Annotated in this window: 11 protein-coding genes; 1 reads left to right on the forward strand and 10 read right to left on the reverse strand. The window is 45.0% G+C overall.

Annotated features, from left to right (window positions below; translation table 11 throughout):
• Positions 1-89: 89 nt before the first annotated feature.
• From MusilaSJ_RS10270 to MusilaSJ_RS10315, 10 genes are all read right to left on the reverse strand, one after another.
• Entirely contained in the window at positions 90-1,637 is a 1,548-nt protein-coding gene (locus MusilaSJ_RS10270) for an MGH1-like glycoside hydrolase domain-containing protein (RefSeq protein WP_274989887.1), read from the reverse strand.
• A 19-nt stretch (positions 1,638-1,656) separates the two neighbouring features.
• The gene (locus tag MusilaSJ_RS10275; protein ID WP_274989888.1) at positions 1,657-2,670 is read right to left on the reverse strand and encodes a zinc-binding alcohol dehydrogenase family protein; all 1,014 of its coding nucleotides are present in this window, start codon (positions 2,668-2,670) and stop codon (positions 1,657-1,659) included.
• 198 nt (positions 2,671-2,868) lie between these two features.
• Positions 2,869-4,521, reverse strand: coding sequence for a UxaA family hydrolase (locus MusilaSJ_RS10280; RefSeq protein WP_274989889.1), 1,653 nt, complete (start codon positions 4,519-4,521; stop codon positions 2,869-2,871).
• 12 nt (positions 4,522-4,533) lie between these two features.
• Positions 4,534-6,027, reverse strand: coding sequence for a tagaturonate reductase (locus MusilaSJ_RS10285; protein ID WP_274989890.1), 1,494 nt, complete (start codon positions 6,025-6,027; stop codon positions 4,534-4,536).
• Between the two features lie 24 nt (positions 6,028-6,051).
• The gene (locus tag MusilaSJ_RS10290; RefSeq protein WP_274989891.1) at positions 6,052-7,953 is read right to left on the reverse strand and encodes a glycoside hydrolase family 88/105 protein; all 1,902 of its coding nucleotides are present in this window, start codon (positions 7,951-7,953) and stop codon (positions 6,052-6,054) included.
• 96 nt (positions 7,954-8,049) lie between these two features.
• Complete coding sequence (locus MusilaSJ_RS10295; protein ID WP_274989892.1) at positions 8,050-9,711, reverse strand: glycoside hydrolase family 28 protein; 1,662 nt, start codon at positions 9,709-9,711, stop codon at positions 8,050-8,052.
• 384 nt (positions 9,712-10,095) lie between these two features.
• Positions 10,096-11,073, reverse strand: a complete 978-nt coding sequence (locus MusilaSJ_RS10300; RefSeq protein ID WP_274989893.1) for an ankyrin repeat domain-containing protein — start codon at positions 11,071-11,073, stop codon at positions 10,096-10,098.
• 21 nt (positions 11,074-11,094) lie between these two features.
• Positions 11,095-12,531: an ankyrin repeat domain-containing protein gene (locus MusilaSJ_RS10305; RefSeq protein WP_274989894.1), complete on the reverse strand. Its 1,437-nt coding sequence runs from the start codon at positions 12,529-12,531 to the stop codon at positions 11,095-11,097.
• Between the two features lie 2 nt (positions 12,532-12,533).
• Positions 12,534-13,025, reverse strand: coding sequence for a hypothetical protein (locus tag MusilaSJ_RS10310; protein ID WP_274989895.1), 492 nt, complete (start codon positions 13,023-13,025; stop codon positions 12,534-12,536).
• A gap of 136 nt (positions 13,026-13,161) precedes the next feature.
• Positions 13,162-13,494, reverse strand: coding sequence for a magnetosome magnetite crystal formation protein family (locus tag MusilaSJ_RS10315; protein WP_274989896.1), 333 nt, complete (start codon positions 13,492-13,494; stop codon positions 13,162-13,164).
• A gap of 158 nt (positions 13,495-13,652) precedes the next feature.
• Here MusilaSJ_RS10315 and MusilaSJ_RS10320 point away from each other — a divergent pair, with 158 nt between their 5' ends.
• A complete protein-coding gene (locus MusilaSJ_RS10320) occupies positions 13,653-15,644 on the forward strand; it encodes a LuxR C-terminal-related transcriptional regulator (RefSeq protein ID WP_274989897.1) in 1,992 nt (663 codons plus the stop codon).
• Positions 15,645-15,687 lie beyond the last annotated feature (43 nt).

The following is a 15,687-nucleotide window of genomic DNA, read 5'->3' on the forward strand; positions in this document are numbered from 1 at the left end:
ATTTCATCTGATATTTTCTCTATCTACTATACGATATTATCATCATTAAAGCCAACAAGCCAATAAAAAGAGAGAAAATGAGTCAGGATTTAACCCGGGAGTTTCACCAGTACATGTTTCAGTTGCGTACTCCGGGATATTGCCTTACCATCGGCATAAATGATAAAACCTTTGCCTTTGTGATATTTAGTACCGGTTTTATCCCAAACTACGCTGATAGTATGCCCGTGATAAAGCACATTATCCAGCGCAAACCATTTCCATTGGTTTTGGGGGATAAGCGGGAAAATTTCCAGCATATTGTCTTCACGAGGTTTCAGGCCAACGAGATTGCTGATGACCAAATCGCAAAAACCGGAGTGGTTGTAATAGCTGCTTCTTGGGTTATCCCCTTTAAGCCAGTAACCTGTTTTTTCATCCTGGTACTCACCCAAATAAGGCAGTCCGCGTTTGATGTGCGAAAGAGCATATTTATGCAGTTCATTATAAAAAATACCGGGTGTCATAGCGCCTTTATTTTGATAAGCCGTAAGCAGGTTAGCCAGGCCTTTTAATGTTTGCGTGGTCGCGAAAGGCCATACCGCACCATCCCACTCACAACCGTGACCGGTACCATGGGTACGGAACAATGGGTGCCTGCGTTCGGCAGTGGTGATGCCCCAGGGTGCACTGAAACCTTTAGTATCGGTTAGCTGATCCCACTGTTTGGCATAAGCTGGTTCATCATCGGGCAGGTTAAAGTACCAGGGAATAAAACCTAACTCCTCGCGGGCATTTGCAAAATGCCCGTCGGGTTTGCGCACTTCAAAAAAAGATGCGCTGTCGTTCCACAAACTATCCTGCACCAGTTTTTTTAGGTCGATAGCTTTTTGTGTGTATTTTGTTTTTAGTGAATCATTGCCGGTTAGGGCCGCCATTTTTGATAGCGCCACAGCATTGCCATACATGTAGCTGTTAATAGTAGGCCGGATGTTTTTGACTTTGCGCCCCCCGCTGATACTTTCCTCCATCGCGTCGCGCACGTCGAACTGCCAGAACAATTTGGAAGGCAGCTGCTTTTCCTTTTCCCAAACATGATAATCAGTATTAAGCAAAGGCAAGGCTTGTTCAACAAATTTTCTATTAAGGTTTACGAGGTAATAATTGTAAACCGCGTCATCTATCCAACTGCTGAACGCATGCAGATGGGGCTTCTTTTGCTTAGGATCAACATACAGCCAAAAGTTGATATACTGATTGATGTACTGCGGATCGTGCAGCCAGCGCCCCTCATAAATTTGGTGGCCAAGGGCACTGCTCGAACTGTTGTAAACGCCGGTAAAGCTAACCGGCGTTATAAATTCAGTAAAAATGAAGCCATCGGGTGTTTGTTTCAGGTGTTTCCTGAATGTCCACCAGCGGTAGTAATAGATCTTTTGAATGGCCGAATCCGGGCACTCAAACAAGGGCACATTTTTGGCAAGCCATTCGTAAGCGTGATCATTGGTGATGTAGTTTTTTACCGTTTCGGTATCGGTTTTATTAAAACCGTTTACATACGTTTTCAGCTTGTCAAAACCCAATACACGCTTTTGCTGCGCGAAAGCATTGCATGCAACACAAAAAAGCAAGCCGGTCAAAAACGCCCTTTTCATCATCAATATACCTCTACAATAGCTATACCTCTACAATAGCTTTTATAACGCCATTTGCCGGGTTAAGCCAGCTTTCAAACTGATCTTTTACTTCATCAAAAGTTACCCGGTGGGTGATATAGGTCTGCGGGTTTACCAAACCATTTTTCATGGAACGGATCACGTGTTCAAAATCCTCGCGGGTAGCGTTGCGACTGCTCATCAACGTGCTTTCACGTTTGTGAAACTCGGGGTGACTTACAATAAGTTCGTCTCGTTGTAAACCAACCAACACATACCTGCCGCCATGCGCCAGGTACAAAAACGCGCCGTTTATAGCCTTTTGATTGCCGGTAGCATCAATCACCACGGTAGGCATATCGCCATTGGTGATCTCTTTCAGGCGCTCATTCACATCTTCGTTTTTCACGTTGATGGTATAATCAACCTTCAAATTTTCGCTGCAAAAATTAAGGCGCTGTTCGTTCACATCGGCAGCAATGACTTTTGCACCGGCAATGCGGGCAAATTCCATAATACCCAAACCTATAGGGCCGGCGCCAATAACCAGTACAAATTCGCCCGGCTTTACATCTGCCCGTCGTACTCCGTGGGCACCAATAGCAAGAGGCTCAACCAGGGCCAGTTCGTCAAAACTTAATCCCTCTCCATGAACCAGTAAATGTGATGGAACCTGCAGGTATTCTGCCATGCCGCCATCGGTATGCACGCCGCAAACCTGGATATTTACACAACAATTTGGTTTGCCCGAGCGACAAGCGATACAATGCCCGCAATTGAAATACGGAATAAAAGTAACGGCTTCACCTTTTTCAAAACCTTCGGCATCGCCGGCTTCAACCAGTTCGGCGGCAAGTTCGTGGCCTAAAATTCGTGGATAGCTAAAAAATGGCTGAGTACCTTCAAAGGCATGCAGATCGGTACCGCAAATGCCTATACGTTTTATTTTGAGCAGTGTATTACCCGGTTTTAATTGCGGAGCTTCGGCAGTGCCGTATTCCAATTGACCGGGTGTTGTACAGGTTAGTATTTTCATTAGTTGGTATTAAATTTAAAGTACTAAGTCAGAAGTTTAAAGTCAGTTTTTTTTTATTTTCCCCTTCCTCTTTCCGTGTCCTCACGGAAACAAAAATGCTTTTTCCTGAATCAGTTTCCCTGCGCTTTTTCATTCCAAATGCTTGCCTGCATGTGTTCGTGGGGACACGAGCACGGGGAATGTACAGAAATCATCATTTTAAAGTGAAACCCCTCTTTTCCAGGGAATAAAATCATCCTGACCGTGTCGTACAGCATGAACTTCAATTTCGCCGCTTGCAACTTTTACCACATAATCCAGGATGCGTTCTCCTGCTTGTTCAATGGTTTCGTCACCTTCTACAATTGTACCGGTATTTATATCAATAATATCGCTCATTCGGTTAAACAATGCAGTATTAGTGGCGATTTTTACAACCGGAGCTATTGGATTGCCGGTTGGCGTACCTAAACCGGTAGTAAACAATACAATATTAGCGCCCGAGCCAACTTCGGCCGTGGTCGATTCCACGTCGTTACCCGGGGTACACAACAGGTTTAGCCCCGGCTGTGTTACTTTTTCGGGATAATCCAGCACATCCGCAACCGGCGATGTGCCGCCTTTTTTGGCTGCCCCGGCAGATTTGATGGCATCAGTGATCAGGCCATCTTTAATATTACCCGGCGATGGGTTCATGTAAAAACCAGAACCGGCCTCTTGGGCCCGTTGACTGTAGGTACGTACCAGATCGGCAAAGCGCTCGGCTTTAGTTTTATCCAAACAACGATCAATCAGGTTTTGTTCAACACCACACAGTTCGGGGAATTCGGCCAAAATAACCGAACCACCCATCGCCACTAACAAATCAGATGTGTAACCGATAGCAGGGTTTGCCGAAATACCAGAGAAGCCATCCGATCCGCCACACTCCAAACCGATGGTCAGTTTACTTAAAGGAGCCGGTTTACGGGTATATTGATTTGCCTGCATTAAGCCTGCAAGCGTTTGCCTGATGGCCAATTCCATCAAATCGGCTTCTTTACCGGTTTTCTGCTGATCTAAAATGTAAAGTGGTTTGTTAAACTCCGGCGAGCGTTTATTGATCTCCTCCAGTAGTGTTTTTACTTCGGCATTCTGACAGCCAAGGCTTAATACTGTTGCCCCTGCAACGTTAGGGTGCGTAATATACCCGGCCAGCAAACCGCAAAGCGCAGTTGAATCCTGGCGGGTACCCCCGCAACCGCCTGTATGCGTTAAAAATTTAATCCCATCAACATTCGGGAAAACTTTATTACCGGCGTTTTGAGCGGTGTCGCTGCCTATTTCGGTGTATAAAACCTCATCTATCTCGGCGCCTGCTTTGATCTTACCGATCAACTCCTGCGCTTTGATCTCATATGTTTTTTTGCGGCCATAACCCAAAGGTTTTACCAGGGCCTCCTGCAATACTTCAATGTTACGGTTTTCGCAAAACACCATGGGTACAACCAGCCAGTAATTCGCGGTGCCCACGTTGCCATCTCCCCGGTGATAGCCGTTAAATGTTTTGCCCTCCCACTTGCTGATATCAGGCCGGTGCCAATCGGTGTGGCTCTGGCCTGTTAAAAAGCTGTTTGCCGCATGTTTTACATTAGCGGTACTGAGCAACCCGCCTACCGGGATCAGGCTTTGCGCTTTGCCCACCAGTACGCCATACATGATAATTTCGCCGCCTTCGGGGATCTCGGTAACAGCGAATTTATGCTTTGCCGGGATCAATTCTTTTACGGTATAAGTTTCACCTTTGTAAGTAACCTGCTCATTAGCCTGCAGATCTGTAAGTGCTACAAGCACATTATCGGCAGGGTGTACTTTTAATATATTCTGTTTCATCTGTCCTCTTATTTAAATAGCGCTTATTTCCAGTTTTCCCTGTTCGTTAATAAGCTTAAACTGTGCTGTCACTGCTTCGGTAAAGCCGGGTAACGTTGTTAGATCTGTATCCCAAAGGCTTTTATTTTTAAGAATAGCCACTATCGCTGTTTCCGCGTCAGCACCATTCCATGCTTTGCTCAAATTAGGTGCCTGGTCGTCGGTTACCATGTAATTATCCGAATGTGCCGTTCCGGTATATTTACCATCAGCAGATTCGGTGATCCGCATAAAGCGGATAAAAGCTGCAAAACCCAGGGCCATCATTTGAGGCGCCTTATTGTTTTGTTTATAATAGTTCAATAATAACGGAATAACCCGCATTTTAATTTTAGTAGCGTACTGCACCGAAATGCTCAGCCACTCGTGCCTGATGTTGGGATTGCGGAACCTGTCGAGCACCTTGTTACCAAAATCACGGGCTACATCTTCATCAATCTGGTAGGGGATAGATGGCATGATCTCGGTAAACATCAGTTGGGTGATGAATTTGGTAAAATGCGCATCATCCATTGCTTCCTTCACTGTTTTAAAGCCGGATAGATAGGCTACGGCACAACTCAAGGTATGCGTTCCATTGAGCAGCCGGAGTTTCAATTCCCTAAACAGTTCAATATCAGGGGTGATCACAACACCTTTATCAATCTGGGCAAAAGATAGCACTTCGGCTATTTTCTCATCGCCCTGGATAGCCCAAAGACTGTACGTCTCAGACATGATGCTGAGGTTATCAGTATAACCGCGCTCGGTTTCCATGGCGTCACTTAACTGTTGATCCGGCCTGCCAGGCACAATCCTGTCCACCAGCGAATTGCAGAAGCTATTGCTGCTCTCCAGCCAGTCCATAAAGGCGGGCTCCAGTTTATTCAGGTGGGCAAGTTCCAATACTATGGCTTCCAGCTTTTTACCGTTATCAATGATTAGTTCGGTTGGGATGATCACCAAACCTGTATCGGGCCTTCCGTTAAAGGCCCTGTAACGCTCATATAAAATAGCCAGCAATTTGCCGGGGAATGATGCCGGCGGATGTTTACGTACATCTTCCTTCACCAACTGGATCCCAACTTCTGTGGTGTTTGAAATCACCACCTGTAAATTCTTGCTTCGTGCTATTTCCAGGATCTCCTCCCACTCGCTTGAGGCCGAAAGCACCCGGCTGATCGCCGAACAAATTACCTGCTCATTAACTTCTTCGCCGTTTTCAATTCCTTTTGAATAAATGGTATACAAACCATCCTGCATATCGAAATCCGTTGTCGAACCTTTGTCGGTGGATTTAACAACCGCAACCCTGCCGTTGAAGATCCCGGCACGGTTAGCCTTGTCGATAAAGTAATCGGGCAGGCCACGCAACAATACGCCTGTACCGAATTGCAGCACCTTTTCGGGCAGATCGAACACATTTGCAGGCGGCAATTCAGATGCCGGTACGGTTGTTTTGTTGAGGTTATATCTTGATAATATCATGTTCTTTTTAATTGTAATAAGTTACTATTTTTTTGTTTGAGGAATTTGTTTAACCAACCAATTGACCAAATCGTTGGCTGCTTTAAAATTGTCATAGTCGGGTGGCAGCTTTCGGCCATCTGTATATTCGTTATAAAACCAGGGGTCGCCAACGGCAAACACAGTGCCTTTACCATATTTAGCGGTAGCTACAATGATATCCTTGCCGTTAATTAACCGCGGTACAGCGGGCTTAGTTAACTGCAGGGTGCTCAGCTCCTTGATGTAAACCTTACGCGCCGTCTTGAAGATGGAATTATCCGAAGGGATGTTGATTGCTCCTTGCTCAAAGTTGCGCCCAACTACCCTATTAATACTGTTTTGGTTAAAGCTGATACCACATTTGGCCATTAGCTTGTTCAGGTGTGTAAACTCGGCGTTGCCGGTATCGTTGTTTAAAACCACCAATACACCGCCATTTTCAACCCAATTACTGATGGCTTTAATATGTGGTTCTTCAATATATTTAGCATCCGGGTTCTCTTTAGGAATATCAGGATCAACAATAATATAAGCAGCCGCTTTTTTCAGATTTACATCATCAGGCGCTTCGTTTAAAGTTTTGGTGTGCAGACCATAATTGTTAAAGATCTGTGCCAAAAATGAAAAGCCATTGTTATCCAGCTCATCCCATTTATAATGGAAAGGGATGCTTTTGCCGGTAACATCTGCGTGGTGTTCGTTATTAAAATAGCTATCCAAAAGCACAGTTTTGCCTTTGCCCGCCTTCAGGTTAGCCAGGCGTTCCATCTCCACACTTGCCAGCATAAACGCGCCAACACCTTTAGTTTCGTTAACGACGGTTTTTACACTGGTATAGTATTCATAACTACCGTCGCGATATGGCTTGCCGCCCACACCAACAGCGCCCGCAGTTCCTTTAATGTTTACCTGCCCTTCGGCATCTGTTTCAATAAAGTTTTTGATAATAGCTTCATAGGCCTTTTGAGCTACCGGTAAATATTGAGGAGGGAGATATCCTTCCCTAACACCTTTAGCAAACGCGTAAACAAACATGCATGATGCCGAAGCTTCCAGGTAATTACCCTTTTTGCTGCCTTTATCAAGCACCTGGTACCATAAACCCGAACCCTGGTCCCGGGAAGCCCGGATAGCTGCGGCAAGACGGTTCAAAATGGCTATCAATTTGACACGTTTAGGATGATTGGCAGGGAAATAGGGCAACACATCAACAAGCCCCATGGCATACCAGCCATCGGCACGGGCCCATAAACTTGCCGACAAACCCGTTTGAGGGTTAGCCCAGCGCTCTTTCCTGCTTTGATCCCAGGCATGGAACAATAAGCCTGTTTTACTATCCCGCGAATGTTGCTCCATCAAAATAAACTGATCCGCTATCTGGTCAAAGTCGGTATCTTCGTGGTAAGCTGAAGCGTATTGAGCATAAAAAGGTTCGGCCATGTACAAACCATCGAGCCACATCTGGTTGGGATATCGGTTTTTATGCCAAAAACCGCCTTCAGGCGTTTTGGGTTGCTCACTTATCTGCTTACGAAGCAAAACTGCTGCTTTATAGTATTTTGGGGTATTTAATACCCGGTGCAGCAGTAACAGGCCCCGGCCCGGCAAGATATTATCGAGGGTATACTCACTGGCTTTATAGGTGCGGATAGTTCCATCCGTGCCCACATACCTGTCCATCGCTTTTTGGATATAACTAAAATATTCGGCTTTGGCCGATTGCTGCCAAACGCTTTGCAGCCCCTGCAAAACTACCCCCTGATCATACGACCAGTTGGCGCCCGGTAACGAATCTGCCCAGATATGCATAGCAGTATTAGCCATCCGCTGTGACCATGGCAGCGTTTGCGCCCTGAGCCCCAGGCCCGCGAACAGGAAAGCACATAACAATAATATTTTCTTCATTATACAGCTCATTTTATCAATATTATACTCCTGGTTATAATTCCCTGCACAAGTTATCAATGTGTTTTTTTCAATCAGCTTCGGCGTTTGTTTCGGCTATTCATTATTTGTACCGGTTAGTGCATTTTCTGATGCGCCCGAAACAAATTCAACTTTTTTCTTAGCCTTTGCCGCATCTGTATCAAGCAATTTAATTTGCCGCGACCTCTTCCCGCTGATCTTGAACAACAGCCTGGTGTCGCTATAGATAATATGGTTAAAAGTTATGTTGTTGCTATTTTGAATACTGATGAGCGGGTTGGTTTCTTTGTTTTTGAAGTAGATATTCTTTAAAAAAATGTTCTGTGCCTCTATTACGTCAGCGCCCTTAACGGTTTTGAATGTGCTGTTTTCAATGTGTATATCTTTAATTCCCATCTCGGGTAACCCCCGGATCATGAGCGCTTTTTCGGCACCGTTACATACTACATTATCTACATAAAATTTGCGGAATGAGGGTGTAGCTTCTGTTACCGGCACAATAACCTGATTGTTTACATCATCCGATTCGCCAGGCGATTTACCACTATAGTACATATCAAAAAGTATGGCCTCATGAGCGATATCCCTCATGCTGATATTTTTGATGAAAATATTCTCAACTACGCCGCCCCTGCCGCGGGTAGTTTTAAAACGCAGACCGATATCGGTACCGATGAATGTACAGTTAGACACGAAAATATTTCGCGCGCCACCCGACATTTCGCTGCCTATAACAAAACCGCCATGGGCACGGTAAACTATATTATCCCTTACAATTACATTTTCAGTTGGCATGCCACGTTTACGACCTTCCTCATCCCTGCCCGATTTGATGCAGATACCGTCATCGCCGGCATCAAAAGTACTGCCTTCAATTAGCACATTCCGGCACGATTCTACATCGATACCGTCACCGTTCTGGGCGTTCCAGGGGTTTCTGACCCTTGCGTTCTGTACGGTAAGGTCTTCGCATAGTAAAGTATGGATATCCCATGCGGGCGAATTTTGAAGCGTAACACCCTGCAGCAATACTTTTTTACAATTGGTAAGCACCAGCATATTTGGCCTGAAAAAATCTTTAAAAGGTTCGTTATCCTTTATAGTTTTTCCATTGCCAATCACACCTGCCCCAGGTGCTTTAAGTCCCTTAACATAACTTTCAGAAGGGTACCATGACCTGCCATTTTCGCTTACTACGCCTCCCGATGCCACCAGTTTTTTCCATTCAGCTTCGGTAAGCCTGTCTTTGCTGATGGCCCGCCAAACCTCGCCGTGCCCGTCAATGATCCCTTCGCCGGTGATGGCGATATTGGTAAGGTTGGTACCTGATATCGGCGATTCATTGCGCACAGCGGCATGGCCTTCATAATTACCTTCAACCAGTTTATATTGAGTTTTATCACCGGTAAACTGGAGCAGCGCCGCACGGCTTACATGCAGGTTTACGTTACTCTTCATCACCAGCGGCCCGGTTAACCACAAACCTTGCGGAATAAGCACTACCCCGCCGCCCTTGGCGCTGCAGGCGCTTATTGCTTTATTGATACTTGTTGTATTTAACGTAATGCCATCCGCTTTGGCTCCATATTTTAAAATATTGATGGTATCCTTTTTAAATACAGGCTCATTTATCTGCGGCAAATGCTGCCACGAATACTGCTGACCCTGTGCCCGCGATGTCAGAAAACCCGCCAAAAGCAAAACCGCTATCCCTATCCTTGTTTTTATTACCGACATGTTTTTATCTTAAAACAGCTATTTATCGCCCTATAATTGGTGAAGGATCATTAAATCCTAAACAAGATTAAAGGCTGACGGCAATAAAAAAAAGAATTTGCCCAACTAAAACCGCGCAAACGTTCCCAGAAACGTTTGCGTAGATTTGAGCGGTTTGAAAGGGGGACCGGATTTCTTCAGCTAAACTAAAACCAACTCCGGTTTTAGTGCATTAGAGTACATAGGCCAGCGTAAAGAGAATATGGTAGTTGCCGGGCAGCAAGCCATACAAACTAAACGTACCTGGACATTGCTTGATTAAGTACAGTTAAAGGTTCCTATAAAATAAATGCCTGCCGCTTCAACATATCGCGGCAGGCATTCATTATAAACGAAACTGTTTTATTACCGGCTTTCGGCACCGGCCATTAACAGTTGTTCCAATATTTCGGTATAACCGCGCTCACTGGCAAAATCCATAGCGTGCCGGCCGTTATTGTCCACTGCGTTTACATCGGCGTTATTTTCGATTAAAAAGGCTGTAAAATCATTAAATCCGCACTGTGCCGCCACAATAAGCGGAGTTTCACTAAAGCTGTTACGCGAGTTGATCTCGGCCCCTGCCTCAAGCAGCATTTTGCCAAGATGATAGTTGCCCATCCCTGCCGCATAGTGCAATGCCGAATTACCATTCTGTACATGCAGGTTAACATCGGCGCCATTTTTAATCAAAAGCCCGGCCACGTGTATATTGGAGTTATTAACTGCAAGTATCAGCGGACTAACGCCATCGTTATTTAACCCGTTTACATCCCATACCCCCGATTTGAGCAAAGCGCTTATTGTTTCGCTATGGTTATTGTAAACCGCCTGGTGAAGCGGTGTGTTCCCGTTGTCATCTTTTTGCGCGGTTTCACCATCCGACAATTTTGCAACCAGATCGCGCATACCGTTGGCTGTAGCGTGATCGAGCAAACTGTAACCGGCATTATCTTTAACGGCGATATCGGCACCTAATGAGATCAGGTAGAGCGAAGTTTCTATTTTACCAGCAAGTACAGCATAAAAAAGCGGTGTTTGCCCGTGGTTGTTACCAGCATTCACATCGGCACCGGCATCAGTTAATAATTTGATCAGGTCTTTACTGCCACTGCGCGATGCACAATGCAGGGGTGTTTCGCTTAGATTATTGCCCAGGTTAACATCAGCGCCGGCATCTATAAGCATTTTAGCAATATCCTTTGCACTTTTTAAGCATACATAATATAAGGGCGTATTGCCCAAGCTATCGCGTTTGTCAACATTAATCCCTCCCTTTTTCAGGAATGTTTGCACTATCCCTTTTTGTGCGTTTTTACACGCGTTTAAAAACATATTATCCATAGGTGTCTATTTTATTACCGGCTATGCAAGCATCAGTTTAACAACAGCTTCATTATTATGCTGAACTGCTACATCCACAGCTGTTTGCCCCGCATTATTTACATTTTCAACTGTCGAACTATCTTTATCCAATAACAACGAAACTATCTTTTTGCCCGACATTTTATCGCCATTTGCAGCAGCGTACATCAATGCAGTGTTACCGGCTTTATCGGCGTAGGTAGTATCAGCGTTATTGTCCAACAGCAGTTCGGCAATATTGTATTTAATTTCGTTACCTTTTTGTGCAAAACTCATCAGTGGTGTTTTGCCCCAAACGTTAGGTTTATTGATATCGCAGCCGGCTTCAACCAATTCTTCTGCCAGTACAATATTTAAATCGGCCAGGTAACCGGCCTGGCATACTATGTTTAAAGCAGTATCACCATCGTTATTCACCGCTGCGTCAAGATCAAGTCCGTGCCTGATCAATATGTGCAGCATTTTCACAATATCTTTTAGGTCGCGGCTCATGCCCCTTCCAAAATTGCTCACAGCCCTGGTAAGCAGTATAAAAACGGCAGTGTCGCCATTACCCGTCCTGAAATTCACATCTCCGCCACCTTCGGCCAGTAACTGAACCATTGGTTCTGAGGGATACTCGCAGGCCAGCATTAAAGGTGTGCGCTTGTACTGATCAGAAAAATCATCCAGGTCTGCCCCGGCTTTGATAAGTGCTTCCACAGCTGCAACATCACGGTTCAATACAGCTTCATGAATACTCATCCCCCCGGTAGCTATGTCGGCTTCATCACCCGATAGCAGTGCAGCTATTTCCTTTACTCCGCTGCGCTGCGCGTAAGTAAGCGGTGTTGTATCAAATATGTCTTTATCCTCTGTATCAATACCACTTTTTTCCATTAAGATCTTTACGGTTTTCGTTGCTGCATCTATGGCTCCGGGTATGGTTTTACGGTGTACCAGTTTATCACAGATAACATGTAAAAGATTTTTTCCTTCCGATTCTGTTGCATCCATCTTTATCCCGGCATTGCCCATAGCCTCGATAAAAGGGTACATGTATAGCTGCCCGGCCTCAAAATAGGCTAATTTGCCCGAATCGTTTTTCTTTTTAGGATTGATACCAAGTTCCAGCAGTGCAGTAGCGGTATCAAATATTTTCTTCGCCTTATCCTCAGGTGAAGTACCCTGCAAATCAAACCTGGCGGTAGTGAGTGCGTGCAAAGCCGTGTTGCCGTATTTGTCGGGTGCGGGTTTCAAACCCGCACCTGCTAAAAACCGGATGGCTTCCGGATCGGTAAAACGGGCTGCAAGGTGAAACAGGTTTTCTTCCTGCTCATTTACAATATGAATATCAGCTAAATCCTTATAAATGCTCATCGCATCAACAGCGTCGGGCACCGGATTAAACATGTTACGATGATAGGCATCCCTGATCTGATTAAATTCGTTTGTCATATTTAAATTCGTTCTTTGGCTATCCGCAACGCATCGGCAATGTTTTTATAATTTTTGTGCGCAATGGGAGTAGCAATCTCAATAACCTTTTGATATGCTTCAAGCTGCAGCCAGCAATCTGTTTTAAGCCGCGCGATATTATCCTTCGCCACCCCACCAAACAAAGCAATATATTTTGACGTGAGGGGCATTTTGTATTCATCGGCAAGATTTTGCTTTTCCCTGATGGCTTTGTAAAAATTATCGCTGTTAAGGCTTATCCCGCCCTGATCAATCGGCAGTAACATCTGGGCCTTATCAAGGCAAACCAGTGTTTCACGATAGCTGCCAAGCCAGTAAAAACATAAAGCAAGGTTAAACAAGCTGGCCGGCCGCTGGGGCGTTTCCGTTTTTAAAAGCAGGTATGCTTCGGCGTAACGACCCTGGCCAATCAGGTTAATAATTAAAAGCTCTTCAGCCCCCCCGGGAGGCACCTGCGATGATTGTAGCAGCATACAGCCTGTTGAATTGATATAAACCCGGAAAGCCGGCATTTGTTGGCGATCCGGGTTCGTTAATTAAAATATAGTGATAGGTAAAAGGTAAAAAATGGCTTCCAGGATATGGCCGTTTGCCTGCTTTATGGGAGAATTATTTGGAGAAATCAAATTTGCCTTCAAATAATTTACCCACTACCGGCAACGGTTTAATGGCCTCATTATTGGCGGCTATAATACCCAGCAGCAGCAATACAAACGTAAGGATGCTGATAACCAGCGATACAACCGAAAGGGCCGGGACAATTGCTGCCAATACCGAAAGAGCAACTCCCAGGATCACTGATAAAATAATGAGGCCGAGCGATTGACCGAGGTGATAATTAACCAAAGGACTTTTATCAGCTCGCTTTTTATATTCAAGATAAGACACTATCCAACCAATAATAGTGATGTAAGCTACAATGGACATGCTTTTGTTTGTCATAACTTTTTGTTTTTTAAGGTTAAACGATAAATGATGTGATCCAAAATTAGCCGCCTATATGCCCTGATTCAAAAGAACGACGACTACAAGCCGTCTACCATCCTGATTAACAGTGTCTACAAATCATCTACAACAATTACTTAAACTTCTGTGTTATAATGCAGATATTTAATTATCGGCTTAATATCCGGGTAATACCTAAAGCAAGAAATAATACCTTTTATATGCCTTTGACGAATACAATCACCGCAATAACCTCCCTTTTTTTAATATCATACACAACCATAGCCCAGGCCCAATCACTCGTAACCGACTCGCTACAGCAAGTTTTAAAAACTGCCGGCAGCCGCGAAAAACCAGTTGTAATGGCCGAACTTGCCAGGGCCACCGTTGAGAAAAACATTGATGCATCCATAACCAACGCGGGCAAGGCCATAACCGTGGCAAAAGAGAACGCCGATGCCGGTGCCACCGCTTTTTGTTATGCAACTATGGGATATTTGCTGATGCAGAAAAACCAGCAACACCGGGCTTCCCTTTTTATCGACAGCGCGGTACAGATAGCCACAAAATCAAAAAATAACGTGCTGGTTTCTTTTGCCTGGCTACGCAAAGGCTGGCTGGAATTGGTAAAAGGCAATAATGAAAAGGCCATGTCAGGTTTGCTGAAAGCCGAACAACTAATACAATACGCCGACGACCGGCGCGCTTGCAGCTATAAAACACTCATCAATCATTACATAGCAAGCATTTACGCTTACGGCAGTGATACCCTTAAACAGCGCAAATACGCGTCAGATTGCCTTTCGGCGGCTAAGCGAAGCTTATATCCGGATGATTTATTATTAGGCTACATGACCCTGGGCCACAGTTTTTTTTCGGCTTTTGAAAAGAATAGGTACAGGCGTGCACTGCTTGATTCGTCAATGGTATATTACCGGGTTGCGTTAGCCACCTACCGGCATAATACGGAAAAAATACTTTTGCAAAGTAATGCTTCGGCCACGGCCCTCAATATCGCAAACAGTTATTTCAAATACTATCCTCCCGCTTATAAAGACAGCGCTTATAGCTATGTTAACATGGCACTTGATATTGCCAGGCGCACCAACGGCAAAGAAATAATTGCCAATTGCTACGGCATATTGAGCGAATATGCGCTGCGCGAAGGGGCGCCAAAAAAGGCAGAGCAATACCTGCTCACAGGGATATCCGAATTAAAGGATTCTGCCCCCGGCATCGCTATCACACGGTCGCGGTTAATGTTAGGACTTGCAAACGTAGCCGAAAAAAGCGGCGACAAGGCCAAAGCGCTCGATTATTACAAAAAATATATCGACTACTACAGCAAGGTATTTGACAGCCAGAAACTGGCTACCGTTCAGCAACTGGAAGAGGAATATCAATCTGTACTTAAAGAAAATGAGATTGCCCGCCTGCGCGAACGCGCCGATTTTAATAAGCAACTCAACTGGCTTTATGTAGCTATCGGGTCGGCAAGTATTATTTTACTCGGGCTGTTGTTAAGCTCTTACCATTACAAACTAAAAGCATCGCAGCAGCAAAAACAGCTTACCGAACAGGAGAAAGAAGAAATAAAGCTTCTGGCGCAATTACAACAAGCCGAAGCCCAGCGCTTAATGCTCGAGAAACAGGAAGCCGAACTGCAGGTCTCCCTGCGCGAAAAAGAACATGCCCATGCAAAGGCCCAACAGGAGTTGTTACAGGACCGTACTGAATGGCTGGAAAAAGAGTTACTGGCCGGTTCATTGAAGATTGAAGAGAAAAACGCTATTCTCGAGTTGCTAAAAGAAAAATCGCGCAAGGCCGATTCTCCGGCTGTAGCCAGGCAGATGGGCCGCATCATTAACCAAAACCTGCGGATGGATAAAAGTATTGATGAGCAGCAGGTCATAAGCCAAAGTCGTCCCGGTTTTTTCAATGCCCTGCAGCAACAGGCCGAAAACAGCCTTACCCGCCTCGACCTAAAATATTGCTCATATATTTTAATGGGGCTTGATACCAAGGAAATAGCTAACCGCCTTGGCGTTGAGCCAAAAAGTATCCGCATGGCCAGGTACAGGCTTAAACAAAAACTTAAATTAGCTAAAGACGACGATCTTGACCAATTTATTGGCAGGGTTGGTTAACGTAAGGTAGAAGTGCAGGTGAACGCTCTCAATATTAGTAAAC

Origin of the sequence: Mucilaginibacter sp. SJ, from assembly GCF_028993635.1 — a bacterium.
Classification (GTDB): Bacteria; Bacteroidota; Bacteroidia; order Sphingobacteriales; family Sphingobacteriaceae; genus Mucilaginibacter.

Coding starts and splice junctions, on each gene's coding strand:
- MusilaSJ_RS10320 (WP_274989897.1), top strand. CDS start 13,653: ATGCAGATATTTAATTATCGGCTTAATATCCGGGTAATACCTAAAGCA.
- MusilaSJ_RS10315 (WP_274989896.1), bottom strand. CDS start 13,494: ATGACAAACAAAAGCATGTCCATTGTAGCTTACATCACTATTATTGGT.
- MusilaSJ_RS10300 (WP_274989893.1), bottom strand. CDS start 11,073: ATGGATAATATGTTTTTAAACGCGTGTAAAAACGCACAAAAAGGGATA.
- MusilaSJ_RS10280 (WP_274989889.1), bottom strand. CDS start 4,521: ATGAAACAGAATATATTAAAAGTACACCCTGCCGATAATGTGCTTGTA.
- MusilaSJ_RS10295 (WP_274989892.1), bottom strand. CDS start 9,711: ATGTCGGTAATAAAAACAAGGATAGGGATAGCGGTTTTGCTTTTGGCG.
- MusilaSJ_RS10285 (WP_274989890.1), bottom strand. CDS start 6,027: ATGATATTATCAAGATATAACCTCAACAAAACAACCGTACCGGCATCT.
- MusilaSJ_RS10270 (WP_274989887.1), bottom strand. CDS start 1,637: ATGATGAAAAGGGCGTTTTTGACCGGCTTGCTTTTTTGTGTTGCATGC.
- MusilaSJ_RS10305 (WP_274989894.1), bottom strand. CDS start 12,531: ATGACAAACGAATTTAATCAGATCAGGGATGCCTATCATCGTAACATG.
- MusilaSJ_RS10310 (WP_274989895.1), bottom strand. CDS start 13,025: ATGCTGCTACAATCATCGCAGGTGCCTCCCGGGGGGGCTGAAGAGCTT.
- MusilaSJ_RS10290 (WP_274989891.1), bottom strand. CDS start 7,953: ATGAAGAAAATATTATTGTTATGTGCTTTCCTGTTCGCGGGCCTGGGG.
- MusilaSJ_RS10275 (WP_274989888.1), bottom strand. CDS start 2,670: ATGAAAATACTAACCTGTACAACACCCGGTCAATTGGAATACGGCACT.